The organism is Janibacter zhangyanbonis, assembly GCF_050507325.1.
Taxonomy (GTDB): Bacteria; Actinomycetota; Actinomycetes; order Actinomycetales; family Dermatophilaceae; genus Janibacter.
On record NZ_CP191481.1, the window covers coordinates 1,374,994 to 1,400,182 of the forward strand.

At 66.1% G+C, this 25,189-nt stretch carries 24 protein-coding genes; 10 read left to right on the plus strand and 14 right to left on the minus strand.

The window, feature by feature from the left end; genetic code table 11:
• Nucleotides 1-3 precede the first annotated feature (3 nt).
• Nucleotides 4-1,065 carry an LLM class flavin-dependent oxidoreductase gene (locus ACQBJO_RS06715; RefSeq protein ID WP_421009214.1) on the minus strand — a complete coding sequence of 354 codons (1,062 nt, stop codon included), beginning with the start codon at nucleotides 1,063-1,065 and terminating at the stop codon, nucleotides 4-6.
• 163 nt (nucleotides 1,066-1,228) lie between these two features.
• On the opposite strand from ACQBJO_RS06715, the gene ACQBJO_RS06720 reads away from it, so the two are divergent.
• Nucleotides 1,229-2,005, plus strand: coding sequence for a hypothetical protein (locus tag ACQBJO_RS06720; protein WP_421009213.1), 777 nt, complete (start codon nucleotides 1,229-1,231; stop codon nucleotides 2,003-2,005).
• Between the two features lie 7 nt (nucleotides 2,006-2,012).
• Here the strand turns inward: ACQBJO_RS06720 and ACQBJO_RS06725 are convergent, their stop codons facing one another.
• Both ACQBJO_RS06725 and ACQBJO_RS06730 read right to left on the minus strand, forming a co-directional pair.
• Nucleotides 2,013-2,582 (minus strand): hypothetical protein, encoded by a 570-nt coding sequence (locus tag ACQBJO_RS06725; RefSeq protein WP_421009212.1) that lies wholly within the window; start codon nucleotides 2,580-2,582, stop codon nucleotides 2,013-2,015.
• Between the two features lie 25 nt (nucleotides 2,583-2,607).
• Nucleotides 2,608-2,775, minus strand: coding sequence for a hypothetical protein (locus tag ACQBJO_RS06730; RefSeq protein ID WP_421009211.1), 168 nt, complete (start codon nucleotides 2,773-2,775; stop codon nucleotides 2,608-2,610).
• Between the two features lie 191 nt (nucleotides 2,776-2,966).
• Between ACQBJO_RS06730 and ACQBJO_RS06735 the strand changes: the two genes are divergently transcribed.
• A complete protein-coding gene (locus tag ACQBJO_RS06735; protein ID WP_421009210.1) occupies nucleotides 2,967-4,418 on the plus strand; it encodes an APC family permease in 1,452 nt (483 codons plus the stop codon).
• Nucleotides 4,419-4,546: 128 nt separating this feature from the next.
• Here the strand turns inward: ACQBJO_RS06735 and ACQBJO_RS06740 are convergent, their stop codons facing one another.
• The 9 genes from ACQBJO_RS06740 to ACQBJO_RS06780 all read right to left on the minus strand — a co-directional run bounded on the left by ACQBJO_RS06740 (nucleotide 4,547) and on the right by ACQBJO_RS06780 (nucleotide 12,132).
• Nucleotides 4,547-4,864, minus strand: a complete 318-nt coding sequence (locus ACQBJO_RS06740; RefSeq protein WP_421009209.1) for a nucleotidyltransferase family protein — start codon at nucleotides 4,862-4,864, stop codon at nucleotides 4,547-4,549.
• Between the two features lie 2 nt (nucleotides 4,865-4,866).
• Nucleotides 4,867-5,250 carry a type II toxin-antitoxin system VapC family toxin gene (locus ACQBJO_RS06745; RefSeq protein ID WP_421009208.1) on the minus strand — a complete coding sequence of 128 codons (384 nt, stop codon included), beginning with the start codon at nucleotides 5,248-5,250 and terminating at the stop codon, nucleotides 4,867-4,869.
• Nucleotides 5,247-5,465 (minus strand): type II toxin-antitoxin system Phd/YefM family antitoxin, encoded by a 219-nt coding sequence (locus tag ACQBJO_RS06750; protein WP_421009207.1) that lies wholly within the window; start codon nucleotides 5,463-5,465, stop codon nucleotides 5,247-5,249. Before ACQBJO_RS06750 ends, ACQBJO_RS06745 begins: the two co-directional genes overlap by 4 nt.
• Nucleotides 5,466-5,497: 32 nt before the next feature.
• Complete coding sequence (locus tag ACQBJO_RS06755; RefSeq protein ID WP_421009206.1) at nucleotides 5,498-5,848, minus strand: sigma factor-like helix-turn-helix DNA-binding protein; 351 nt, start codon at nucleotides 5,846-5,848, stop codon at nucleotides 5,498-5,500.
• A gap of 29 nt (nucleotides 5,849-5,877) precedes the next feature.
• Entirely contained in the window at nucleotides 5,878-7,299 is a 1,422-nt protein-coding gene (locus ACQBJO_RS06760) for a competence protein CoiA family protein (protein WP_430407158.1), read from the minus strand.
• 180 nt (nucleotides 7,300-7,479) lie between these two features.
• The gene (locus ACQBJO_RS06765) at nucleotides 7,480-8,220 is read right to left on the minus strand and encodes a hypothetical protein (RefSeq protein WP_421009204.1); all 741 of its coding nucleotides are present in this window, start codon (nucleotides 8,218-8,220) and stop codon (nucleotides 7,480-7,482) included.
• Between the two features lie 55 nt (nucleotides 8,221-8,275).
• The gene (locus ACQBJO_RS06770) at nucleotides 8,276-10,066 is read right to left on the minus strand and encodes a GmrSD restriction endonuclease domain-containing protein (RefSeq protein ID WP_421009203.1); all 1,791 of its coding nucleotides are present in this window, start codon (nucleotides 10,064-10,066) and stop codon (nucleotides 8,276-8,278) included.
• Between the two features lie 75 nt (nucleotides 10,067-10,141).
• Nucleotides 10,142-10,618, minus strand: a complete 477-nt coding sequence (locus tag ACQBJO_RS06775; protein ID WP_421009202.1) for a hypothetical protein — start codon at nucleotides 10,616-10,618, stop codon at nucleotides 10,142-10,144.
• Between the two features lie 77 nt (nucleotides 10,619-10,695).
• Nucleotides 10,696-12,132: a Fis family transcriptional regulator gene (locus ACQBJO_RS06780; protein WP_421009201.1), complete on the minus strand. Its 1,437-nt coding sequence runs from the start codon at nucleotides 12,130-12,132 to the stop codon at nucleotides 10,696-10,698.
• Between the two features lie 178 nt (nucleotides 12,133-12,310).
• On the opposite strand from ACQBJO_RS06780, the gene ACQBJO_RS06785 reads away from it, so the two are divergent.
• From ACQBJO_RS06785 to ACQBJO_RS06800, 4 genes are read left to right on the plus strand one after another with little or no spacing between them, the layout of a single operon-like run.
• Nucleotides 12,311-14,299 carry a hypothetical protein gene (locus ACQBJO_RS06785; RefSeq protein WP_421009200.1) on the plus strand — a complete coding sequence of 663 codons (1,989 nt, stop codon included), beginning with the start codon at nucleotides 12,311-12,313 and terminating at the stop codon, nucleotides 14,297-14,299.
• Between the two features lies 1 nt (nucleotide 14,300).
• Nucleotides 14,301-15,923, plus strand: coding sequence for a type I restriction-modification system subunit M (locus tag ACQBJO_RS06790; RefSeq protein ID WP_421009199.1), 1,623 nt, complete (start codon nucleotides 14,301-14,303; stop codon nucleotides 15,921-15,923).
• A gap of 41 nt (nucleotides 15,924-15,964) precedes the next feature.
• Entirely contained in the window at nucleotides 15,965-17,011 is a 1,047-nt protein-coding gene (locus ACQBJO_RS06795) for a restriction endonuclease subunit S (protein WP_430407172.1), read from the plus strand.
• Entirely contained in the window at nucleotides 17,011-20,196 is a 3,186-nt protein-coding gene (locus ACQBJO_RS06800; protein WP_421009197.1) for a type I restriction endonuclease subunit R, read from the plus strand. Before ACQBJO_RS06795 ends, ACQBJO_RS06800 begins: the two co-directional genes overlap by 1 nt.
• Nucleotides 20,197-20,242: 46 nt before the next feature.
• Here the strand turns inward: ACQBJO_RS06800 and ACQBJO_RS06805 are convergent, their stop codons facing one another.
• Together ACQBJO_RS06805 and ACQBJO_RS06810 are read right to left on the minus strand one after the other, a co-directional pair.
• Nucleotides 20,243-21,475 carry an FRG domain-containing protein gene (locus tag ACQBJO_RS06805; protein ID WP_421009196.1) on the minus strand — a complete coding sequence of 411 codons (1,233 nt, stop codon included), beginning with the start codon at nucleotides 21,473-21,475 and terminating at the stop codon, nucleotides 20,243-20,245.
• A 622-nt stretch (nucleotides 21,476-22,097) separates the two neighbouring features.
• On the minus strand, nucleotides 22,098-22,979 hold the full coding sequence (locus ACQBJO_RS06810; protein WP_421009195.1) for a sigma-70 family RNA polymerase sigma factor: 882 nt from the start codon (nucleotides 22,977-22,979) through the stop codon (nucleotides 22,098-22,100).
• A gap of 81 nt (nucleotides 22,980-23,060) precedes the next feature.
• On the opposite strand from ACQBJO_RS06810, the gene ACQBJO_RS06815 reads away from it, so the two are divergent.
• From ACQBJO_RS06815 to ACQBJO_RS06830, 4 genes are all read left to right on the plus strand, one after another.
• A complete protein-coding gene (locus tag ACQBJO_RS06815) occupies nucleotides 23,061-23,447 on the plus strand; it encodes a DoxX family protein (protein ID WP_421009194.1) in 387 nt (128 codons plus the stop codon).
• A gap of 463 nt (nucleotides 23,448-23,910) precedes the next feature.
• Complete coding sequence (locus ACQBJO_RS06820) at nucleotides 23,911-24,183, plus strand: hypothetical protein (protein ID WP_430407159.1); 273 nt, start codon at nucleotides 23,911-23,913, stop codon at nucleotides 24,181-24,183.
• 64 nt (nucleotides 24,184-24,247) lie between these two features.
• The gene (locus ACQBJO_RS06825) at nucleotides 24,248-24,589 is read left to right on the plus strand and encodes an IS3 family transposase (protein WP_430407160.1); all 342 of its coding nucleotides are present in this window, start codon (nucleotides 24,248-24,250) and stop codon (nucleotides 24,587-24,589) included.
• The gene (locus tag ACQBJO_RS06830; RefSeq protein WP_430407161.1) at nucleotides 24,513-25,109 is read left to right on the plus strand and encodes an IS3 family transposase; all 597 of its coding nucleotides are present in this window, start codon (nucleotides 24,513-24,515) and stop codon (nucleotides 25,107-25,109) included. Before ACQBJO_RS06825 ends, ACQBJO_RS06830 begins: the two co-directional genes overlap by 77 nt.
• Nucleotides 25,110-25,189: the final 80 nt, after the last annotated feature.

Here is a 25,189-nt window from a genome sequence, read left to right on the forward strand (position 1 = left end):
TTCCTATCTGTTGGGGTTTCGGGCGGGGATGGGCGCGACGGGGCCGTCGCTGTTGCGGCGCCACCCGAGCTCGGGGGCGACGTGCTGGGCGAAGGCCTCGAGGATGTGCAGGTTGTAGTCGACGCCCAGCTGGCTCGGGATGGTGAGCATGACGGTGTCGGCGGCCTCGATGGCAGGGTCGGCCTTGAGCTGCTCGACGAGCTGGTCGGGCTCGGCTGCATAGGTCTTGCCGAAGGTCGAGCGGAAGCCGTCGATGATGCCGACCTGGTCGCTGCCCTGGCCCTGCAGGCCGAAGAAGTGCCGGTCGAGGTCGCTGACGATCGGGAAGATGCTGCGGGAGACCGAGACTCGCGGCGACCAGCCGTGGCCCGCCTCGCGCCACGCAGCGCGGTAGAGGTCGATCTGCTCACGCTGGAGCTCGCCGAAGGAGGCGCCGGTGGCCTCGGTGAGGAGCGTCGAGCTCATGAGGTTGACCCCCTGACGGGCGGTCCACTCGGCCGTCTCGCGACTGCCGGCGCCCCACCAGATGCGGCGGTCGAGGCCGGGGGAGTGCGGCTCGACCCGCAGCCGGCCGGTGGGGCCCTGCGTCGGGTCGGCGTCGACGACCTGATCCCCGCGGATCGCGGACATGAAGGTGTCGAAGTGCTCGCGGGCGACGTCGGCGCCCCGCGGATCGCGAGCACCGGTGTGGCCGAAGGCTTCCCACCCACGCAGGGCCGGCTCCGGTGACCCCCTGCTCACGCCGAGCGCGACCCTCCCTTCGGAGATCAGGTCGAGAGCCGCAGCCTCCTCGGCCAGCTGCAGCGGGGTCTCGTAGCGCATGTCGATGACGCCGGTGCCGACCTCGATGTGCTTGGTCCGGGCCGCGATCGCCGAGAGGACCGGCATGGGCGCCGCGCCCTGCCGGGCGAAGTGGTGGACGCGGAAGTAGGCGCCGTTGACGCCGATCTCGTCCGCCCCGACCCCGATCTCGACGGCGTCGCGCAGGGCCTGCCCCGCGTCGGGGTCACCAGGCCCGCTGCCGTGGCCGTAGTGCCCGAAGCTCAAGAATCCGAAGGCGTGCATGTCCGGTGCAACTGGTTGTCGGGGCAAGTAATTCCCCACGCCCTTCGAGACGTTCGGCCGTGGGCGGCCTCGCTCCTCAGGGAGCGTCGCGGTTGCGGACCTCCCTTCGGCGCGGTGTCATGTAGGCGACGCGACAGGGGGTCGCGACGAAGGGGGAATCGCCATGTACCGCACCGCCATCACGTCCTGTGCCGCCGCGCTGCTGCTGATCGGCACTAGCGCCTGCGGGTCAGGGGAGGACTCGGGCGACCCGCCGTCGGTGAAGGAGACGAGCCGGACGAGTACGACCGAAGGGGGCGAGAGCGACGCCGCGTCGTCGACCACGGAGCCGTCGAGCTCCTCGCCTGCTTCCACCACGACCGCGCCTCCCAGCTCCAGCACGACGGCGAGCGAGACGGAGGACGGCGGTGGCGACGCAGCGCCGGCGACCCAGGTCGTCAACGTCTGGGTCGACGACTCCTGGAAGGTCGAGGAGGTCGACGAGGACGTGTGCGGCGGGTCGGCTTACCAGTCGCAGTTCTCGACGCAGGACGACGTCTACACGTGCGGGGCGACGGCGGCGAGCGCCCTCGCCTGCCTCGACGACGAGAGCGGCGAGACGGCCACGTGCATCGCCAACGGTCAGGACGGCATCGCGATCCACTTCCCGCACGAGCCGATCGACCCCTCCAAGGTCACCGAGCGCGAGGCCGACGCGATCCCGCTCTACGTCGAGCTCGCCGACGGCACGACATGCGGGGTGCTCAGCCACGACCAGGCGCAGCACTGGGACAACATGTTCAGCTGGTACGGCTGCTCCGACGACTCCGAGCTGCTGACGAAGGAGAAGATCGCCGACACCTTCGACGACGGCGAGCAGGCGTGGACCGTGGAGCGCTCGACCAACAAGGGCAAGCCGGTGGAGACCCTGGTGGCCAAGGCGGTCTTCGCCGGGAAGTAGGCGTCGGTCAACGCGGCGTCAGGCAGGAGATGTCCAGCCGGGCCCCGCCCGCGAACTCACGTGCAGGGCTGTCCGCCAGCAGCATCCGGGTGCCGTGCGTCTCCGGTGGTCCTGCGGTGACCACCTCGGCAAGGGGCATCCATGTGCCCCCTTCGGACCGGCCGCGGACCAGCCACGTCGTGCGCGGTGCGCTCCACACGAAGGGCTCCACCACCGTGACGGTCACGTCACGCAGCGTGGCGTCGCCTGCCAGCTCGACCTGACGGTGCAGGTCGACCAGATCACCAGGGCGGGCGTCGACACGCTGGACGTCGACGAGGAGGGCGCCGGGGTCGTGGGGCTGGAGCAGAGGACCGACGACCGTCCAGCCGTCCGCGTCGGGCACGCGGCGCGCGGCCTCGTCGCGCGTGATGACGGCGGGCCGGTTGGCGGGCTGCAGGTCCCACCAGGCCCCGCATTGGCTGCAGTGGCGGATCTGCACCCAGTCGGCCTCGGCCACCTGACGCACGCTGGGGTGGCGGGCGGCGTGGATGCACACGGCGGTGCACGCCTCGCAGGCGCCTGCGTAGCTCGACACCGCCGAACTCAGCGCGAGGTGAAGATCATCGGGGCAGTCCGGTCTGCTCGTCGTAGAGGTCGTCCACGTCGGTGATCGCGTGCTGGCGGCTGGGGGTGTCGATGTAGGCCCGCACGATGTTGCGGACCTGGTCGATCCTCGCCGCGAGAGGTCCCTCGTCCGGGTCGGTGTCGTTGGTGATGTCCATGCCCATGGGCCCATCTTCTCTCGTCGCGCTGCTCGAGACCCGGTCCTTCTCCGGCGGCGTCGTGCTGCTGCGATCCACCCGACCTGTTGCCTGAATCGTCGACGGAGCGCTCATCGGCGTGGCGGTCAGCGCGCCCTGACCCCCGTCGCTGCCATGCTGGGCAGTCCACCTCTTCCGACGACGCAGGAGGCGCGATCGTGAGCACCCGGACCGACACCAGCACGCACGGCAGCGAGAGGTTCAAGCGCTCGCTCGGGCGCATCGAGATCTTCTTCATCGGCTTCGGCGCGATGATCGGCTTCGGGTGGATCACCTCGACGAGCACCTGGCTCAACGACGCCGGCATGCTCGGCGCCGCGATCGCCTTCGTCATCGGTGGCGCGATCATGGGGCTCGTCGGCCTCGTCTACGCCGAGCTCGTCGCGGCGATGCCGCTCGCGGGCGGCGAGCACAACTACCTCATGCGCGGCTTCGGTCCGCGGCCGGCCTTCATCGGCTCGTGGGGCATCATCGGCGGCTACATCAGTGTCGCGGCCTTCGAGGCGGTGGCGATCCCGCGGACGGTCGCCTACATCGTCCCCGACGTCTACTCGATCCCGCTGTGGAGCGTCGCCGACTCGCAGGTCTACCTCGTGTGGGCGCTCATCGGGACGATCACGAGCATCGTGCTGACGGCGCTGAACATCCGCGGCATCAAGGCGGCGAGTCTGCTGCAGAGCTCGGTGATCATCTTCCTCGTCGTCATGGCCTTCGCCCTCGTCGGCCTCTCGCTCTTCGAGGGCGACACGAGCAATGCCGAGCCGCTCTTCACCGACAGCGCCGGGCTGCTCGCGGTCCTGGTCGTCGTGCCCTTCTTCTTCGTCGGCTTCGATGTCATCCCGCAGTCGGCCGAAGAGGTCAAGGTCCCGCCGCACAAGGTCGGTCGCCTCGTCATCGTCTCGGTGGCCATGGCGACGGCCTTCTACGTCGCCATCATCGTCACGACCGGTCTGGCGCTGCCGGCGTCGGAGATGCAGGACTTCGACCTCGTCACCGCGGAGGCGATGGCGGCGCTGTCCGGTGAGTTCTGGGGCAACCTCGTGGTCGCTGGCGGGCTCGCCGGCCTGCTCACCTCGTGGAACGCCTTCCTCATCGGCGCCTCCCGACTCATGTGGGCCATGGCCAACTCGGGGATGCTGCCGGCGTGGTTCGCCAAGCTGCACCCGCAGCACAAGACCCCGGTCAACGCCCTGCTCTTCATCGGCGCCATCTGCGCGGTCGCGCCCTTCTTCGGCGAGGTGATGATGGGCTGGCTCGTCGACTCGAGCTCGGTGTCGATCGTCATCACCTATCTGCTCGTGTCCGCCGTCTTCATCGTGCTGCGTCGCCGTGAGCCCGAGATGGACCGCCCGCTGCGCGTCGGTGGCCGTTCGGCCGCCGGCGGCATCGCCGTGGGCGTCGCAGCCGTCATCACCACCGCCTGCCTGCTCGCGCTCTACGTCCCCGGGATGCCCGCGATGCTCGACGTGCAGCCCTACGTGATCCTCGGCCTGTGGTGGCTGCTCGGGGTGGTTTTCCTCGTGCGGGTGCCTGGGGGAGTGGCGCCCGGTGAGGATGCGGAGGAGCGGTTGCTTGAGAGGCTGGCGGAGCGGCGTTCGTCCGCTTCGTGAGGACGCCGTCCGCGGCCGTGGCCCCTTCGCTCCCTGAGGAGGCCGTCCGCGGCCGTCTCGAAGGGAGGAATCGTCCCGTGCGAGGGTGGGCCGGATCTGTTCCGGGCCGAGTTCCAGACCGCCGCTCGTCACACCGGGACGGCTTCGCCGAGGACGCGCTCACGGAGTGCGCCTCGCATTGTGTCGGCTGCGACGACGTCGACGTTGACCTGCAAGAGATCGCTGAGTGCGAGTCGAAGGCCGACCTCGTCGAGCACGGAGGCATCGGCGTCGAAATCGACGAGGATGTCGAGGTCTGATGCGGGCGCCGCGTGTCCACGGGCGACGGATCCGATGACCCGAGGGTTCAGCGCGTGGTGCTGGGCGACGATGTGTCGAATGGCGTTTCGGTGGTGCTCGATGCGTTGGGCGATCGGCACGTGAAGGGACCGCTCGACACGTGCCATGCTCAGGCCCGGAGCGCGGCCATGTCGTAGGCGTCGATCTGCTGGTCGCTCGTGACGATGATCGCGTCCTCGCAGAGGGCCTGTGCGACCAAAAGCCTGTCGAAGGGGTCGCGGTGGTGCCACGGGAGGTCCTGGACGCAGGCGGCGTGCTCGGCAGTGATCGGGAGCGCCACCAGGTCGAGCCCGGTAAGCACCTCGCGCCAGCTGGGGTGGAGGCTGAGCTTGCCGAGGGACCGCTTGATCGCGATCTCCCACACGGCGGCAGCGCTCAGCAGTGGTTCGTTGCCTGGGTCGCTGATGAGTTCCGTTGCCTCGGGCGAGATGGAGTCGCGGTTGCCGAGGAGCAGGCGGACCACGACATTGGTGTCGAGCAGATATCGCGTCATGAGTAGTCGGCGAAGTCGGCCAGGGGCGCGTCGAAGTCGTCGGGCAAGGAGCCGGCGAGGTCACCCCAGATCATGCGCTGCTCGGTGACCACGGGCGCAGGGCTGAGGATCGCGACCCGATGGGCGCCCCGCCGGATGACGATCGTCTCGCCGGCCTCCACCCTCCGCAGCAGTCGCGAGAGGTGGGTCTTGGCCTCGTGCACCGTGACCTCCATACCGTCAACGGTAGGTTGGTCAAGTTGGTTGGTCAATGTGTCTCGCCGCGCTCCCGAAGGGCATCGAGTGCCTTCTTCTCGATCTGACGGATCCGCTCGCGGGTGACGCCGAAGCGCTTGCCGATCTCGTCGAGCGTCATCGGCGGCTGGCCGGTGAGCCCGTGGCGCAGCTGGAGCACGGTGACCGCGCGGGTGCTGAGGCCCTGTAGTGCGACGAGGTACTCGAGCAGGTCCTGGACGTCGGCCTCGTCGTAGACCCGATCGATGCACTGCTCGATCGGGTCCAGGCCGGGTCGTCGTCGACGATGTCGAGCTCCTCGCCGATCTGCTCGTGGCGGGCCGCAGGTGGGCCCCGCCACCCGCCTGGGGCCGCTCTCACGCATCGCGACTACCCGCCCAGCGCTGGTCAAAGTCACATGCCACCAATCCCGAAATAGGCCAGAAGTCGGCGATGCCATCGCTGGCGGTTCTTCTGGGGAAGAGTGCCCCCTTCAATGGGAGTGGCTTGAAGGCTCCCGGGCGACGACGTTCTGGCTGGCCCAAGGCCTGAGGGCGTTGGCGAGGTCTGCCCCGGGGCCAAAGACGAGGAAGTTGGCTCCACAAGTGAGGGTGAGCCGCCAGGCGGGAGTTCTTGGATTCGTTCCGAGCTCTGCGGTTCGGGAGCAGGCGTCCTTCCGAGAGGTGACGGTCGCTCCACATGCGTATCGGTCAAAGGGCCCGGGAGGAGGGGTGACGGTGACTGAGGCAGCGCGCCCACGCTCCACTCGGTGGATGATGCCTCGGCCTTCGTCAGCGCCAAAGGCGCGCAAGTATCAATGCGAGGGGCGCTGGCCGGGCGACTTGCCGCACGAACTTGGGAACGTCGGCGCCGGGCTCTGGCGGCAGCCCTCAGGATGTCCTCCTGGCGCCTACCTTCGCGAATTCTCCGAATGGCAGGTGTTAGGAACACTGGCACTTCGGCGCGCAAGTCAACTGAACACCTCTCTAGGGGAGCAGTGTCGACGAGCATGGCGGGCTGGTGACCGCGCTGTCCCTCGTACCAGCGACGGAGTTCGGGTGGGTCGAGCTGTGTCCACTCTTCATCGGTCCGTTGCGGGAGCCTCTTGGCGATGTGGAAGGGGGTCCCAACCAGAGCGCGAGTTGGGTCGAACCAATGAAAGATCACGTCGGCCCTGGCGAGGGCTTCCTGAGCGTCGATTCGCTCTGTGGTTGGCCATCGGTGTCCAGCGGTCGGCGCGGAATAGCGTCGGAAATTTCCTGAGGATGGCCCCCAGAACCACCAGAGCGCGTAGCCCTGCCGCCGATAGAAGCGCGTTCGCTGCTCGACATCCTTGGGACTCCCCGGAGAATGCTGGAACTCGATGACGATGCGCCGACCGTCTGCGAGGGTGGCAAGGACGTCCGGTGTTCGGCGCTCGCCGTCTACCTGGACTTGCTCCTCGTCCACGACGATGCTCCGCAACTCGTCACCAAGTTCGCTGGTGAGCCATGCGGCGAGCCCCGCCTTACCCGCTCGGTGCGCGGCGGATTCCAAGGCTGGGTGACCGTGGGCTTGGCCACCTCGCGCGTGCGCGAAGCAATCGTGCTTGGTGGAGTTGCGTCGGACCGTCTGGAAAGGGCCGCAGCCCTCAACCAAGCAATGGACTGCGCCTCGCCGGACCCATTCCTTCACCGTGATGTTCGACGAACTCCCAGGGACCGGCTGGTTGGCCCCGTCGTAGGGCAGGCGGAAGACGCGCTCCGCTGTTGCCTCGTGTAAGACGGCGAACTTGGTGAGGTCCTCGGCCGTGATGGTCGAGTTCCACGGAAGCTCTTCCTGTCGGTGTCTCATCATTGCCCCTCTCAATGAAGCGAGTCGACGCCGTTGCCCGAACGCTCGAGCGGCTTCCGGAGCTGTGGTTGCGCCCTTGCAACGGTTCTATCGCCAAGCACCGACAGGGGTTTGGTTACTCGTCTCGAGCTCACCGCGCCGGCACTCACCTGCCAGCAGGACGAGACATGCGCTGATCTGCTGTCAGCGTGGCTCTCTACCGCGCCAAGCCCGACGGCCCGGGGCCGCTGGCCCGTCAGGGTCCAGCGGGGGCCTCGGCTCGACCAAGGGCATGAGCTGCTGTTCATCGGGTACGTGCAGCTTGCCCTTCTCGGGGAAGTAGGCGTCGAGTCGGAGCAGCCGTACTTGAGCTCGTTCCGCCGTCGCGCCGAGCGAGAAGCCGGCCTTCCTCAGCAGGGTTGCGATGTCTGAGTCCACTCGGAAGGCGGACTGGCTCTCGATGTTGATCGCAACGTGCCGAGCGCCGTTGAGCAGAACCGCGCGTCGGGCCGCCTCGAACCCGGCCTCGTGAGGGTAGACGCTGTCGCCCGGATCCATCGGAGCTCCACCCGTGCCGAGCTGTTCGAAGGCGATCTCTTCCCGGGTCGACTTCGAGAACTCCGTTGATGCCGAACCCTGCGGCAACTTTCCCTTCAGTGCTAGGCGGGACAGGTCTCCGCGGAAGCTTCGGGTGACCACGGTGTGCGCGCCGAGCGTCTGGACGATCCGCAGGGCCTCGTTGAACTTGTCCGTCATCACGAGACTGTCGTACTGCCCGTAGGGGACGACTCGTGACTCGATCCGTGGGTGACGGACGTACACGACTTTGGCGATCGTCGGTTCGTTGCCGAACGTGAACTCGTCTGCGCGCTCCAGTGGCAGTTGCACCACAGACGCGCCCTTGGCCTTGATCGGGTCGGAGTCATAGAAGGAAATCAGCTGCATCTCATCGCAATCTACGAGGTTTCTGGTCAGGGTGTTTGTGCGTCGCGCGTCCAGGTCACAGCTGCTCGAAGTACGTCCTCATGCGACTTGCCATGAGCAGCCGCCGCGCAGCGAGGAACTCGCGGTAGTTGCCGCTCGACACCTCGGGGAGCCACTCGGGCACGGCGTTCTCGACCAGGTTCGCAGCGAGGTCCTGCCCGTCGGTGATCTCGCCGAGGGAGAGCCGTCCACTCTCGATCTGATCGGCTATCAGCGCCATGTACTCCGACGGAGGCTTGTTCGACACGCTGATATTGATCGAGGTCTCCGTCAGCGCGAAGTTCGCGACCTGGTTGTAGTCGCCCCGGTCGGGGAAACCGTTCTTCTGGAGGTAGTCCTTGGGGACGATGTGGTGGATGTCGCCCGACTGCTGGTGCATCGCCGCCACGGTGATGGCCTTGGACAGGAATCCGCGAGCCCCTGACTCCACCTGGGAGGCGAGGAAGGTCTGGAAGTAGGGGCTGGTGGTGCTAGTCGTCTCGAGATTGGCCGGGAGCGCAACGTTCCAGAACCCATCGGTGAGTTCGGACTCTTCGATCTGTTTCAGGTACGCGGCAGCTCCGAGCGTTCCGATGCGACGGATGTCTTGCTCCCACGTGGACTCGAAACTCCCCGAGTGGCGTGCAGTCAGCATCGACATGACGAACCAGCGGCGCACGATGCGCTTCCGCTCGCCTTCGCTCATCTCCGAGTCTGCGCGCAGACGCAGGTACAGCGCGTAGGCGAAGTTCAGGGCGTTCTTCGACCCGATCATGTCCGGGGTGATGAAGCCCGCTGACTTGATGGTCATGACGAAGTTCTCGTAGTGGTACTTCTTGACCATCGTGTCCAGGGCGGCTTCGAGCTTCTCGTAGGCGACAGGGATCCTGGCCTCGTCCACCTTGCGGGTCTCCGGGTCACGCCCGGACAGCTCGGACACGATGCTTGAGGCCTTGCCCCGACTGAAGCCCACCAGTCCGGCGACGCGGATCATGTCGCTGTAAGTGGGGTCGTACAGGTCCTCCGAGTCGTCCTTCAGCCAGGCGATCTTGGCCAGGTGTCCGCTGCTCTGGAATTCGGTGTCGTTGGTCTGGATGTCGTCGTAGGCGTGAGGCGCGATGGCCAGGTGGCAGAAGTAGTCGATGAGCTTGCGGAGGTTGCGCCCGCGGTCTCCGTACGTGGCGATCTTGCTCATCGCGAAGTCTGCGCTCGAGAGCGGAACGCCCTTCGAATTGATCCGGATGAAGATCTCGGAGACGGTCTCGACATCCAAGTCATCGCTCAGCTGGATGATCCCGATCTGGGCGTTCTTCAGTTGTTCCAGGCGGCCAAGGTTCCCCTCGACCACCTCTGCGTCGACGTCCGGGTTGGCCTCGAAATACTTCTTGTAGAAGCCGAACGTTGACGCACTGGTGAAGAGAGCGCTGATGTCCGAGATCCACTCGGGATCCTTGTCGATGACCGGCGTCAGGGTCGCAAAGGTCTCGGTCACGGGGTTGAAGGCGATCTTGATGCGCTTCGTGCGGTACCGCTTGTCGATCACGTCGAGTCCTGCGACCGCTGCTCGAAGTGCTGTGATCCGCTGCTGCCCGTCGATCAGGATCTGTTGGTGGGCTGCAACCTGGCCGCCCTTCAGATGGGCCCCGATGGACTGCCACGTGATGAGGTATCCGACCGGATACCCCTTGTAGAGGGAGTCCATGAGGTCGCGGACCTTCACGGTGTCCCAGACAAAGGGCCGTTGGAGCTCGGGGATGGCGATCTCTTCGCGGCGGACGTCGGCCAGCAACTGACTCACGGCCGACTGGGTGACCTTGTACTTCGACACTCCTGCTCCCTCCTTGCGGCTGGCCTGACCATATCCAGCGAAGGGGGCCGGTCGCCGTACGACGACCGGCCGACTTCACCGCTTGGTCCAGCCGTCGCAGCCGCTCGACTCGAAGAACTTGTCGGTGGCTGCGATCGTCACGAGCGACTGCCCGCTCGAGTTGTTGTTGTCGATGATGTCGTCGAAGGAGTCATTGCCGCTGAGCCGTGCCCAGTAGCAGTTGCCGCTGGCGGCGGCCGGAGAAACGTAGGTCCCCGGCTCGATGTCGACGCCGATCTCGAAGGTGCCATCGCCAGGGATCGCGGTCTCGGGTGCGGGCGGCTCCGCGGTGACCGTCTTGGTCGAGGTGCGCGTGGTCGTGGTGGGAGCAGCGGTCGTGGTGGTCGTCGCGCCAGGGTCGGTCACCGTTGCCGTGGATGTCACGGTCGATGCGCTGGGACGGGACGTGGCCGTGGAGTCGCCTCCCGTGCCGATGAGCATGACGAGCGCTCCGAACACGAAGGCCGCAAGGGCCGTGGTGCCGTAGCCGATCAGATGCAGTGTGGTCTTCATGACTTCCTCCGTGGGTGGTGGTGGACTGCTGGGCCGTGCCCTCCCCTCCGGGGCACGACCCAGCAGGTGGACCGGCGTCAGGCGACGCCGGTGGTCTTCTCGCCGTCGATCGGCGTGAGCTTGGTGCCGGCCAGCGCGGTCTGTGCCTGGAGCAGCAGACGGTTGAGAGTCGTCTGGAGTCCGTCCGCCTGGGTGGCGACCTTGTCCCCGGACTTCTTGATCTGGCCGGCAACCTTCTGGATCTCGTCCAAACGGCCGAGAGCGTCAAGCGCCTCACCGATCCGCTCGCGCGCAGTCTCGACCTCGCCATCGTCGTCGCGGGTCGACGCGGCCACAGACGCCGCGCGGAGCAGGCAGATCACGGTGTGCAGCAGCGACTGGTCGTCCGTCTCCGGGTCGAAGGCCATGACGATCCGGCGGCTGCCGATCGTGCGGACCCGGTGGCCGTCGTTCTCCTCGACCGTCGGCACGAGCCCGAGCGACGCGGCGGCGCCGCGGTTGCGCTCGGCCTCGTCGAGGTAGTCACCCCACCCGCGCTTCTGGGCCGAGGAGTTGGTCATCTCGAAGACGACCTTCGCGCCGGAGTCGGCGATGCTGAGGACCCCGTCTCCCTTCTTGCAGTAGGGGATTGCGCCGGTCGTGGTCCCGGTGGCGATGTACTCGTCACCGAACCCCGTGGCCAGGGCGGCGAGCACGGCACCGGCGTTGTCCTCGTAGCTCGCGCCCTTGATGGGCGTGACGTTCGCGGCGGCCTTGGTGGCAGCGGCGGCAGCGCGCTGCACCTCGATGGCCTTGGTGAGCTCGGAGACCTTGGTCTTGAGTTCGTCGTTCTGCTTGGCCGACTGCTCGACGAGCTCGGTGTGCCTCTTGTCGAAGGCCGCCATCTGCTTGGCGATGGGCGACGTCGGGTCATCCGGGTTCAGCGCCTTGGTCGCCTTCTCGAACATCGACGACGTGTGCTCGTCGGTGCGCTTGGTGAGCTTCGCAGTGAAGTCGTCGAGGACGGGCTGCAGCCGTGCGACGAACTCCGGGTCCTCGCCGCCGAAGAGGCGAGTCAGTTCGTCGCGCAGGTCCTTGCGCGCCGAGGAGACCGTCTCACTGATGGACTTCTTCGAGGCCTCGCTCGACTCCGCCAGCGACTTGCGAGCCGTCGTCGTCGCCTTGTCCATGGCGTCGGCCGTAGCAGTCGTCACCTTGGCGGTCGACTCAGCAGCGCGCTGGGAGGCTTCCGTCGTCCGGTGGCCCACGTCCCGGATCAGCTGCTCGAGGTTGTAGGTGTCCTGCGCGCCGCCGGCGGCATTGATGGCCGTTGCGCCGACCGTGAGCGCCTGGATGACGAAGGGAGCGAGATCGTGCCCCTCGAGGTCGCTGCCCGTGACCGCTGCGCCGCGGTTCCCGGTGGACCACCGGAGGGCTTCCTGAGTGACCGCAGGCTGATTGACCTGGAGGTCGGTGACGATGATGGTCGAGGTCGCCGCGTCGTACGAGACCTGGTGTGTGGAGTTGTTGCTCATGTCGCTGTCCTTTCGCTCGGTCGGTTGCCGTGGTCTCACCATCGATCAGCTCCAGCGACGGCGGCCAGCCAAGTAACTGATAAGGGGGCTTATCGGTTTTGCCACTAGTAGCTGTCGGTGGGTCGGTCTACCTTGGGTTCGTCAGATCGAGCACACGCACGGATGAGGAGGGCAGCTGATGGTCGACACGCACGGGACCGACGTCATGTCGCTCTCCGACATCGCGGCACTTGCTCACGTGCAGCGCCCTGTCGTCTCGATGTGGCGCCAGCGCACTGTGCTGCGGGGCGAGCCCATCCCCTTCCCCGACCCCGTGGCGACGAGCGGCGGCGAGCTCTTCGCGATGAGCGCGGTGGTGGCCTGGCTCGAGGCGACGGGTCGGGGCAACAACCCTGACGCTCGCGCAGATGCCTTGGCTCACGCCCGCCCGATCGTGCGGCTCGACGACGATCTGCGGGCGGCTGCTCTGGAGGCTCTGCTCTGCCTCAAGGCGCGCAGCGGGATCGACCTGTCCGAGGCCTCGGTCGACGAGATCGCGAGCGAGGCGCGCGAGCTCGACCCCGACGACGACCACCTGCAGAGCGAGGTCAAGCGCGCTGGCGACGAGCTTCGCGAGCTGGCTGACTACGCCGAGCGTCTCGCCGATGCGATGTGGGACGCACCCACCGCCTTCGATCGCGTGCGCGTGGGTAGCACCGGCCATCGCCCTGGGCTGACCCTCGCTGCCTTGCAGCTGTTGGGCGCGGCCGGAGCCGCGGTGGCACTCGACGGAGGCGGCGAGGTCGTGATCACCGATCCGTTGTCCTCCGACTCCGACGTGGTGGACTCCGTACTGACCCACCTGGGCGAAGGGATCGCTGCTCACGTCCTCGTCGAGGGCGACTGCGTCGCTTCTCGTGCCGCGCGTCGGCTCCACTGGACCAAGGGTCGGAGCGTCGTCGACTCGGCCCCCTCGGTCACGCTTCCCTTGGTCATCACCCGCGTTCCCGTCGGGGGCGCAGACAGTGACCCGGCGTCGGTCCTCGCGGCGGCCGACGACATCCAGCTGGACCTCCATGAGCAGCAGCGGGCCATCATCGTCGGGCCGGCCTCGGTCCTGTGCGACGGGTTGACCAGCGGCGACCTCGACCAGCAGCGCGATCACCTCATCCGCCTCGGACGACTGCGCTGTGCGCTCCGGCTGCCGCATGGCCTGGTCTCCGACGGGTCGCGTCAGGTCCTCGGTTTGTGGGTGCTCGGCGGGGAGCCGACCTCAGTTCAGGTCGAGGCGCGCAGACTGGCAACGGCTGACCTGACGAACGAGCCGGTGCGGCCCGACGTGGTCGACGATGTCGCGACGGACGTGGTCGCGTCGTTGACCGGCTCCGCCAGAGCGACGCACGCCTTCCGGTACGCGCGCCTGCATTCCACGGCCACACTTCTGGCGGGAGTCCGCCCGCTCGTGACACCCGGCTCGGGTCCCGAGCGCGTGAGTGGCGAGTCGGCGGCCGCGCGGACGGTCATGGTGCGGCAGCTCCTGAGCGACCTCGACGAGGACGCCACGCCCCAGCCGTTCTTGGATGGCCTGACGATTGATCCCGGCCAAGATCCCGCCACGACAGGTCTCCTGTCGGTCGATGAAGCACTGCGGGCGGGGCTCGCGAGCGTGCACTCGGGCTCGCGGATCGGTCCGGCCCCGCGGTCGGCGACCGGTGTTCGGGTCATCGATGCCGACGCGGTCACGGACCCAGACCAGCCACGACGCGGGCTTGACCCCCTGGATCTGGAGGCGATCGCACCCCGGGCTCGCCGCACCGAGCCCGGCGACGTCGTCTTCTGCGTGTCACCCACCCCGGCCGCCGTCGTCGACCAAGAGGGCCTGTCGGTGGTCGCCTATCCGGCCCGAATCATCCGGTGTGCCCCCGACAAGGGACTCCTGCCTGAGGCGGTCGCCCAAGCAATCAATGACCTGCCGTCACGCTCGCCTCGCTGGCGCGCGTGGCGCGTGCCCCGGATGCCGGTCCACCAAGCGCAATCGCTGCGCGCGGTACTCCGCCGCATCGCCCAGGAGGAGATGCGCGCCAGAGAACGCCTCTCTCGGCTCGACGCTCTCGCTCACGAACTCACGGACGGCGTCGCTGCAGGCGCCCTCACCATCACCCCAGACCCCACCGAGGAAGGACTTTGACATGCCACCCAGGACCAAGCAGGAACCGTCGGCCCCGTCGACGATGAAGGAGCTCAAGGACACCCTGTGGAAGGCGGCCGACAAGCTGCGCGGCTCGATGGACGCCTCGCAATACAAGGACGTCATCCTCGGGCTGATCTTCCTCAAGTACGTCTCGGACGCCTACGAGGAGCGGCGAGGGGCAATCCGGGCGGAGCTGGCCGAGCAGGGCATGGACGACGAGCAGATCGACATGCTGATCGACGACCCCGAGGAGTACCTGGGGTACGGAGTCTTCGTCGTGCCGGCGCAGGCGCGGTGGTCCTACCTCGCGCAGAACGCCAAGGGTCTGCCCGCCTTGGGGAGCGAGCCGCCGAAGAACATCGGCCAGCTCGTCGACGAGGCCATGGACCTCGTCATGGGCGCCAACCCTCCCCTCGCCGGCACGCTGCCCCGCATCTTCAACCGGGACAACGTCGACCAGCGCCGGCTGGGTGAACTTCTGGACCTCTTCAACAGCGCCCGGTTCTCGCGGCAGGGCGAAGGGAGGGCCCGTGACCTCCTCGGGGAGGTGTACGAGTACTTCCTCGAGAAGTTTGCCCGGGCCGAGGGCAAGCGAGGCGGCGAGTTCTACACACCCGCCAGCGTGGTCAAGGTCCTCGTCGAGGTGCTCGAGCCGACATCTGGCCGCGTCTACGACCCGTGCTGCGGATCGGGTGGGATGTTCGTCCAGACGGAGAAGTTCATCCACGACCACGAGGGTGACCCGAAGGACGTGTCCATCTACGGCCAGGAAAACAACGAGCGCACCTGGCGGATGGCGAAGATGAACCTCGCCATCCACGGCATCGGCAATAAGGGCCTGGCCAACCGGTGGGGCGACACCTTCGTGCGCGACTACCACGCGGAGCTGTCCATGGACTACGTCCTGGCGAACCCGCCCTTCAACATCAAGGACTGGCACCGTGCCGAGGAGGACCCGCGTTGGGTCTACGGGGTGCCGCCGAAGAACAACGCGAATTACGCGTGGATCCAACACATCCTGTCCAAGCTCGCGCCGGGCGGGCAGGCCGGCGTGGTCATGGCCAACGGGTCGATGTCGAGCAACAGCAGTGGCGAAGGGGAGATCCGCGCCCGCATCGTCGAGGCAGACCTGGTCTCGTGCATGGTTGCCTTGCCGACCCAGCTCTTCCGGTCGACCGGCATCCCGGTGTGCCTCTGGTTCTTCGCCAAGGACAAGAGCGCGGGGGCGAAGGGGGCGACCGATCGCACCGGTGAGGTGCTCTTCATCGACGCCCGGGAACTCGGCTACATGGTCGACCGTGCGGAGCGGGCGCTAACGCCGGAGGACATCGCGAAGATCGCGGACACCTTCCACGCTTGGCGGGGATCTGCTTCGGCTGTCGAGAGAGGGTTGGAGTACCAGGACGTGCCCGGCTTCTGCGCCAGCACGACGCTCGCTGAGATCAAGGCGTCGAATTACGCGCTCACGCCGGGACGCTACGTCGGAGCGCCGGACTTGGAGGATGACGGGGAACCGATCGAGGCCAAGATTGAACGGCTGACGGAGGAACTGCTCGTGCAGTTCGATGAGTCAGCGCGGCTGCAGCAGGTCGTGCGTGAGCAATTGGCGAGGATCTCGTGAGGCACCGGCTGGGCACCGTGGGCGATCTCGCGGAGGTGGTCATGGGTCAGTCACCGCCCAGCAGCCTCACAAACAAGGAGGGCCGTGGCCTACCGCTGCTGAATGGCCCTACGGAGTTTGGACTCTTCCATCCCTCGCCAGTCCAATGGACTACCCAGGCAGCCAAGGAGGCGAGGGCGGGTGATGTGCTCTTCTGTGTCCGCGGGTCGACAACCGGGAGAATGAATCGGGCGGACGAGCTGTGCGCCATTGGCCGGGGAATTGCTGCCGTACGCGGAGCAACAACTTCGGATTCTCGTTTCGTGGAGTACGCCCTGCGCAATTCCATGGCCGAACTGCTTGCAGGGGTCACCGGTTCCACGTTTCCCAATATTTCGCGATCTCAACTAAGTTCGCACCCGATTCCTATCCCCAAAGAAAGTGACAGGTGGGCGATCGCGGAGGTGCTGGGGGCGCTCGACGACAAGATCGCCGCCAACTCGCGTCTCACTGGTACTTCGCAGTCTTTGGCCAAGGCAGAGTGGGAACGTGCCAACAACCACACCGTTGAGTATCTGCGTCTTCGTGACGTGGCCACGCTCAACTACGGCAAGTCCCTGCCGGCCAAGAGGCGGGTGGCTGGAGACGTCCAGGTGGTCGGAAGCGGGGGTGTGACCGGCACGCACGATCAGGCGCTCGTGGCAGAGGCTGGGATCGTGGTGGGGCGTAAGGGGACTGCTGGAGCCGTTCACTGGATTCACGGCCCGCACTTCCCAATTGACACGACGTTCTTCGTGACCCCGACAGGGGGACTGACCAGTCACTTCCTCTACTACGAGTTGACCAGCATGCGTTTGACGGAGATGAACTCCGACTCTGCCGTCCCCGGGCTGAATCGTGAAGAGGCGTACGCAGCGCCTGTGCGCCATCCTGATCAGTCCTCCATGCGACGATTCAATGAGGTGGTTCCGGTCCTCTTCGACCAGTTTGCCCAGATCGAAGCGGAGTCGCGGTCGCTCGCAACCACTCGCGATGCGTTGCTCCCGCTCCTGATGTCGGGCAAGGTCACCGTCCAGGACGCTGAGGCGATGGTTGGAGAGGTCGTGTGATGGTCGATCTGGGGGACTTCACCGAGGACGCGTGGGAGCAGCTGACGCTCGAGGCGCTGGCCGAGCACGAGTGGCCGACCAAGCCGGGGGCGGCGATCGCTCCGGGCTCGGGGGAGCGGGCGACGTGGGACGAGGCGATCATCCCGTCGCGCCTGCTCGCAGCCATGGTGCGACTCAACCCGACGGTGCCGACTGACTATCTGCAGCAGGCCATGGCAGACATTGTCGCTCCGAAGTCGCAAGACGCGATCACCGAGAACTTCCGCTTCCACCGGTTCCTCGTCGATGGATACCGCGGCGTGAGTTACGTCGATTCCGACGGGCGTGAGCAAAACCCGACCATCCGTCTCGTCGGTGCACGAGTGGAGGACAACGACTACCTTGCCGTCAACCAGGTGACTGTCCGGGTGGGGGAGGTCGAGCGTCGCTTCGACATCGTGCTTTACCTCAACGGACTCCCTGTTGCCGTCATCGAGCTGAAGCAAGCGGGGGCTGCCCACGTCGACCTCACTGCTGCGCACGCCCAACTGACGACGTATGTTCGCGACCTCCCGATGGTCTTCCGCTCGGTCGTGATGACGGTCGCCAGCGATGGGCTCGAGGCGAAGTACGGCACGCCCTTCACGCCACTGAACCACTACTCGCCGTGGAACGTCGACGACGACGGCGAGCCGGTCCCCTTCGGAGTCCAGCACGAGGACAGTCACTACGGATCGGCGATCGAGCATCTCGTCGACGGGGTCTTCAACCCCCTCCGCTTCCTCCAGCTCGTACGCGACTTCACCGCCTTCGACTCCGACCCCGACAGCGGTCTGCTCAAGCGGATCGCCAAGCCGCACCAGTACTTCGCGGTGACCAAGGCTGTGGGGACCACCGTCCAGGCGGTGAAGACCAACGGCAAGGCTGGCGTCGTCTGGCACACGCAGGGCTCCGGCAAGTCGATGGAGATGGAGCTCTACGCAAACAAGGTGATGAACCACCCGGACCTGCTGAACCCGACGATCGTCGTCGTCACCGACAGGACTGAGCTCGACGGTCAGCTCTACGAGACCTTCCAAAGGAGCCAGTTGCTCCCGGAGGCTCCCGTCCAGGTGACGCGGCGATCGCAGCTCCGCACTGCACTGACCGAACGTGTCACTGGGGGCATCTATTTCACGACCTTGCAGAAGTTCGGGCTGAGCAAGGCTGAGCGAGACGCTGGCGCTGACCACCCGATGCTCACAGACCGGTCGAACGTCATCGTCATCGTGGACGAGGCTCATCGCAGCCATTACGACGATCTCGATGGATATGCGCGCCACCTCAAGGACGCGCTGCCCAACGCGACGCTCATCGCCTTCACGGGAACGCCGATCTCCTTCGCCGACCGGAACACGAGGGACGTCTTCGGGGATTACATCGACATCTACGACCTGTCCCGCGCAGTCGAAGACGGTGCGACAGTGCCCGTCTACTTCGAGCCTCGTTTGATCAAGGTCGGGCTCGCGGAGGGCATCAGCGAAGACGACCTCGACACTGCAGCCGACGAGGCCTCGATCGGGCTCGACCTCGCCGAACGAGAGCGGATCGAGAAGTCGGTTGCGGTGATCAATGCCGTGTACGGGGCTCCGGCGCGGTTGAAGACGCTCGCTGCCGACATCGTTGACCATTGGGAGAACAGACGCTCCCAGATGGCCAAGGTGATTGGCGCCAACGGCAAGGCGATGATCGTCGGAGCCACCCGCGAGATCTGCGCGAACCTCTATGGCGAGATCATCGCCCTTCGTCCTGACTGGCACTCCGACGACCTGCACGCGGGGCGCATCAAGGTCGTCTACTCGGGCAATGCCACGGACCAGCCACCGATCTCGGACCACGTGCGCCGCGACTCGGACAACAAGGTCATCAAGCAGCGGCTGCGCGATGTCGACGACGAGCTGGAGATCGTCATCGTCAAGGACATGATGCTGACCGGCTACGACTCGCCGCCGCTGCACACGTTGTACCTGGACCGACCGCTCAAGGGAGCGCTGCTCATGCAGACGCTCGCACGGGTCAACCGCACCTATCGCGGCAAGCAGGACGGTCTGCTCGTCGCGTATGCACCGTTGGCGGAGAACCTCAACAAGGCGCTGGCCGAATACAGCGCCACCGATCAGGCTGGCAAGCCGATGGGGCGCAACATCGACGAGGCGATCGCTCTGACCGAGAACCTCTTCGCGCAGTTGGGAGAGGTGTGCGCTGGATACAACTGGAAGGCAGCCCTCGACGGCGGCCCGACGTCGTGGATCAAGGCCGCCACCGCGATGACCGGCTACCTGCGTGACCCTGCGACGCCGGGCAACCACGACTTGGTGGAGGGGGAGGAGAGCCTGACCGATCGCTTCCGCAAACTCAGCGCGCAGCTGTCGCGGGCATGGGCGATCGCGTCCGGCTCCGAGACACTGGACAACGTGCGATCGGACGTGCGCTTCTACGAAGAGGTGCGCGTGTACATGGGCAAGTTCGACGCCATCGAGCGCCAGTCTCGAGGCGAGCCCGTGCCGGCCGAGATCCAGAGGCTGCTCAGCAGGCTCGTGGCGGAGTCGACGGAGAGCGGTGAGATCGTCGACATCTACGAGGCGGCCGGCCTGCCGAAGCCGAGCCTGGCCGACCTCGGTCCGGACTTCACTGACAAGGCGACGGCGGCGACCAACCCGCACCTCGCGATCGAGGCGCTGCGTGCCCTGTTGGTCGAGGAGTCAGGTCGGGTGTCGCGCTACAACTTGGTGCAGCAGCGCGCCTTCTCCGAGCGCATCACCGAGCTGATGAACAAGTACACCAATCAGCAGCTCACGTCGGCCGAGGTGATCGCCGAACTCATCGCGATGGCCAAGGACATCGTGGCCGGGGCCAAGCGGGGGGAGGAGTTCGACCCAGCACTCAGCGAGGACCAACTGGCGTTCTACGACACCGTCCACCTGAACGACTCGGCTGTCGAACTCATGGGTGACGAGGTCCTGGCTCAGATCGCGCGAGAACTAACTGCTGTGATGCAGCGGGACATCAAGACCGACTGGACGTCACGCGATGACGTGCGGGCCAAGCTGCGGTCCTCGGTCAAGCGGCTCCTGGTGAAGTACAAGTACCCGCCGGACAAGCAGCCTGAGGCGATCAGGTTGGTGATTGAGCAGATGGAGGCGATGGCTCCGCGGTACGCGTCCTGACTGTAGGTGGAAACCGCCCCTCAGAGGTTACTGGCTGCATTGAAGCCTAGCCTAGTCGTGCCAGCGGAGACTTAGAAAGGTGCTGCGCTAGGGCTGCAATGTCGGGGTATATGTGGGCATTGGTGAATCCCATCCGTGTTTCCAAAAATTCTCGTATTGTGGGCTTCGCTTTGGCTGGGATGCGGAACGAGAAAGTGGGGGCGAGGTTGTGCTTGTTCGGCCTAGGCTTCCGTTCGGGATTGAATGTCTTGGCGTAAATGGAGCTTGACTCGAGCAGGTCGTCTCGCGACCAGTACACCTTTTCGCCATCCTTCGAATGTCCGTTGAAGTAGGGGCTGAGGTTTCGTCGTGCGAGAGGTGTTCCGTCGATTAGAAATGCGGCGTTCTGGGCGGGGATCCGCGGGTCGTATGCGGGTGGAACCCACAGACGTCGGTTGGCCCCGGTTCCCCAGTCAACGCTCTGCCTTGCTTCGTCGTCGCTCCACGAATGCCAAGCGGGCATGCGCCCACCCCATTCGGCGTCCAACTCGATGCGACTTGGGATTGATGGAGTGGTTCCCGCCTTCAGGGTCGGGGAGGTTGCGAATGCAAAGAGACGAGCATCGCGTTCGTCCTCATCCGAGGACTCCACGGCGAACCACGTGGCAACGAATGGATTAAAGGTGACATCGATCAGGCGCGTGGGCCCTCCGAAATGCTGCAGGCGAGCGAAAGTTTCCAGCGCCGACATTCCGTCGAACCTCCACCGAACTCGAGCGGATTTAAGAATGTTGGCCTCCGCCTCTATGAGTTGGTCCTCCGTGGGGAATGGCTGCTTCGACTTGGGTTCCTTTCTCGCAGGCTGAACCCCATTCTCGTCGAGAAGTTTCCGCCACAACGATGAGTGAATACCCCATTCGGCATCCCTTTGGCCACGCCATACGAGCTCGAGATCTGGCACCTTTTCGATCAGAGTGGCGATCTTCTTGTTCAGTTCGTCGACGGAGTTGACGACGACCTCGTCCTTGGCGAAATAATCAGAGGGAGAAGTGAATGAACTTGAGTGGCCAGATTTTTCATTGGATTCCCCGAAGTCGGACGCGTCGGAGAGTGCCTGAAGAGTTGGGGCGAGGGCGTCATGTACCAAGTGGTTGAATTGGCCTGATCTGGAGAGGTTCTGCAATCCTTCCATGAAAACTGATGTATCGAACTGTGGCACTACTGAAAGGTCGCGGAGTGCGGCGCTCAAGGTTCGGCTGAGATCAGGCGTAATCCTGGCGCTCCTGGAGATCTGCTCCAAGGCGCTCCTAGTTTGAGTCAGGTGCGCAGTTTCCAGGAGCGGAGTCAGGCGGTATTGGTGGGAGATCTGATTGCGCAGCTGCCGGATTGTGTGGTTTATGCTGGCCGCGAGTGGATCGTTAGTCGAAATCCCACTGTCTGTCATGTGCACAGCCTAGTCGGTGATTTCGGTATTCGCCCGATTGGCGTCGACCAAATGGTGGCGGCAGCTAGGCGCCCCGTTTCGAAACTGTGCTGCTCGCAATATGGGCCCCAGGGCGTGCTCACTGCTGCCTCAAGCCGCCCAGAATTGTGGATCGGCTTGGTCCGCCGAGGACGCCCACGAACTCGCCGCTCGGGTCCAGCGGTGGACACTCCGCAGGAGTCTAGGTCGCAAACGGTCGCTCAGACCGGGCGCGTATGTGCGGCTGCGGCCGCCAAGGTGTTCCGCGCGTGGCGTCATATCGTGGCGTCCAGATGCCAAGTGCTGATCCCGCAAGGATCTCCAGCCGCCATGACGAACTGCCAGGTCCTCTCCGGACTACACCGACGGATCGCGAGGCGTGGGTGTGGGCGTTTGAGGTAACGGACCTCCTGTCGATGTTCCCCTCAGGACGGTGCTGCTGCCCGGGCAGCCCTCCTCGTTACCTCTTCTCAGGTAGTGAGGGAGCCGGCAGGTCCATCGCGGCAAGCCGCGTCGGGTCCAGGACCGCCACCACCTCGGTGATCCGCCCACCCGAGACGGTGCACGCCATGAGCCCAAGCGGCTTGCCGGCGCGGGACCAGGCGAGGATGCCGGGCTCGCCGTTGACGAGCACCCGGCGGACGGCGCCGGCAGCTCGCAGGCCACGGTCGGCGGCGGCGACGATTTCGGTGCGGCCCAGGCGCACGACCCGTCCGTGCGGGTGGTGGGTCTGCCACTGGATGTCCGGGTCGAGCAGCTCGAGGAGTCGCTCGAAGTCCCCTTCGCGCGCCGCGGCGATGAAGGCGTCGACCACCTCTCGCTGGCGGGCCCTCCCTTCGCCCGTCACCGGCGAGCCCTGGACCTTGCGCCGCGCCCGGCTGGCGAGCATCTTCGCCGCGTCGGGGGAACGCCCGACGATCGGGCCGATCTCCGCGAAGGGCACGGCAAACATGTCGTGCAGCACGAAGGCGAGCCGTTCGTCCGGGCCGAGCGTGTCGAGGACGACGAGCAGGGCGAGCCCCACGGAGTCGGCGACGACCGCGGAGTCCTCGGGACCCCCTTCGTCCTCGGTCACGACGAGCTCCGGCAGCCGCTCGTCCAGGCTCGCCTGCGGGTGAGTCCGCCGTGAGCGCAGCACGTCCAGACAGCTGCGGCCCACCACGGTCGTCAGCCAACCGGCGAGGTTGTCGACAGACCCGGCGTCCTGCCGGCTCAGGCGCAGCCAGGCCTCCTGCACCGCGTCCTCGGCGTCCGCGCGTGACCCGAGCATCCGCTGGGCCAGCGCCGTCAGGCGGGCTCGCTCTGCATCGAAGTCCTGCGCCAACTGCGTCTCGTCACTCATCCCGTTACCTCTCGCCTCCGGTCGCCGTCATGACTGATGACGAGCCCGCACGGGCTGACGTAACCGATCAAGGAGCCTGCAATGGACACCCTGCTGTGGACCATGGCCATCGTCCTGGCCACCGCCTTCACCATCGGCGGCCTCACCCAGATCCTCCTCCCGAAGGGGAGGTACCGCGAGCTGTCGGTGACGCAGCACTGGGTTGACGACTTCACCGCCGGCCAGCTCAAGGCCATCGGCACGATCAAGACGACCGGTGCGGTGGGCCTCGTCCTGCCGGCTGCGGTCGGCGTCGCGCCGGTCCTCGTGCCACTCGCTGCCAGCGGGCTGATGCTCTTCATGACCGGCGCGGGGACGACGCGGTTTCGCCGTCGTGAGTACGGCGCGATGGTCGGGGACCTGTTCTTCCTCGCGGCCTTCGCCTTCATCGCGTGGGGGAGGTTTGCGCTCGAGCCCTTTGGCGGGTGAGGGCGCGTTGCCTCGGCGGTGAAGCGGTCGCACGCAAGGCCGTCCCGATACGGGCCGAGCTGCTGAGGAGGGCTCGGCGTGGCGAGAACAAGGACTCAGCGTGCGAGCCTTTTGGCAAACCTGCGACGTCTGGCCACTACTTAAATGCTGAACTCTGGTGAGTCTGCGGATCGTTCGTGGAGAAGACGGATGCGAGTGTCGATGCCTGCAAGGGCGGAGGACGCTGCAAGTCGAGGGCTTGGCCAGCCCCACAATGCCGTGATGGCGGCAGTTGAGAAGGTCAACGAGCTCCCCACTAGGAACCACTGCGACGGAAGTAGTTCGATACGGCCAACGACGTGCAGCGACAGAGAAATGAATCGCCCCGGCGTGTCCGGAGGCTCCGTTCCTTGGGAAGGATGGAGTCATGTCAGGGAGTACGTCGAAGAGGTATCCGGCCGAGCTGCGTGAGCGGGCGGTACGGATGGTCGCCGAGGTGCGGGCCGAGCACGAGTCGGAGTGGGCCGCGATGAGCCGGGTCGCCGAGCTGCTGGGGGTGGGCACACCGGAAACGGTGCGCAAGTGGTGTCGCCAGGCTGAGGTGGACGCCGGCCAGCGCCCGGGGGTCACGTCCGAGGAGTCGGCAGAGCTGAAGCGGCTGAAGCGGGAGAACGCCGAGCTCAAACGCGCGAACGCGATCCTCAAGAGCGCGTCGGCTTTTTTTTTCGCGGCCGAACTCGACCGGCCACAGCGCTGATCGTGCGCTACATCGACGAGCACGTCGGTGAGCAGCACGAGGACGCCGACGGGCAGGGTCTGCGATGGGGAGTCGAGTCGAGTCGATCTGCGCCGCGCTCACCGAGCTCGGCTGCAAGATCGCCCCCGCGACCTACTACGAGCACCGAGGCCGCCAGCCGAGCGCCCAGCAGGTGCGCGACGAGGAGCTGAAGCCGATGATCGAGCAGGTCCACGCGGCCAATTACGGCGTCTACGGCGCACGGAAGGTGTGGCTGACGCTCAACCGTCAGCGGGCAGCCGACGCAGCGCCGATCGCGCGCTGCACCGTCGAGCGGCTCATGGGCGAGCTTGGGCTGGCAGGCGCGGTGCGCGGGAAGGTCAAGCGCACCACGATCAGCGACCCGAAGGCCCCGAAAACCGTTTGACTTGGTCGATCGCAACTTCGAGCCGTTGGCGCCGGACCGGCTGTGGGTGGCCGACTTCACGTACTGCTCGACGTGGTCGGGCTGGTGTTACACCGCCTTCGTCATCGACGCCTACGCCCGGCGGATCCTGGGCTGGTCGGTGTCGACCACGATGACCAGCCAGCTCGTCCTGGACGCAGTCGAGCAGGCCATCTGGACCCGCGGCCGCGAAGATCGTGGCGGTGACCTGACCGGCCTGATCGCCCACCACGACCACGGCGCGCAGTACATGTCCGTGGCCTACTCCGAACGGCTCGACACCGCGGGAATCAAGCCCTCGACCGGCCTCGTCGGCTCGTCGCACGACAACGCGCTGGCCGAGTCGATCATCGGGCTCTACAAGACCGAGCTGGTCAAGCGACAGCGGCCGTGGAAGGGCTTCGACGACCTCGAGATCGCCACCGCCGAGTGGGTCGACTGGTACAACTGTGAGACTGCTCAGGCGTCCGCTGGCCAGGGTCTGACCCCTGGTTACAACTGACTCGTCCATGGACGGTGTCCTTCGAGTGGACCTGTCGGCCCTGAGCCAGCGGATGCGTCCCGGTGATCAGACCGGCCGGG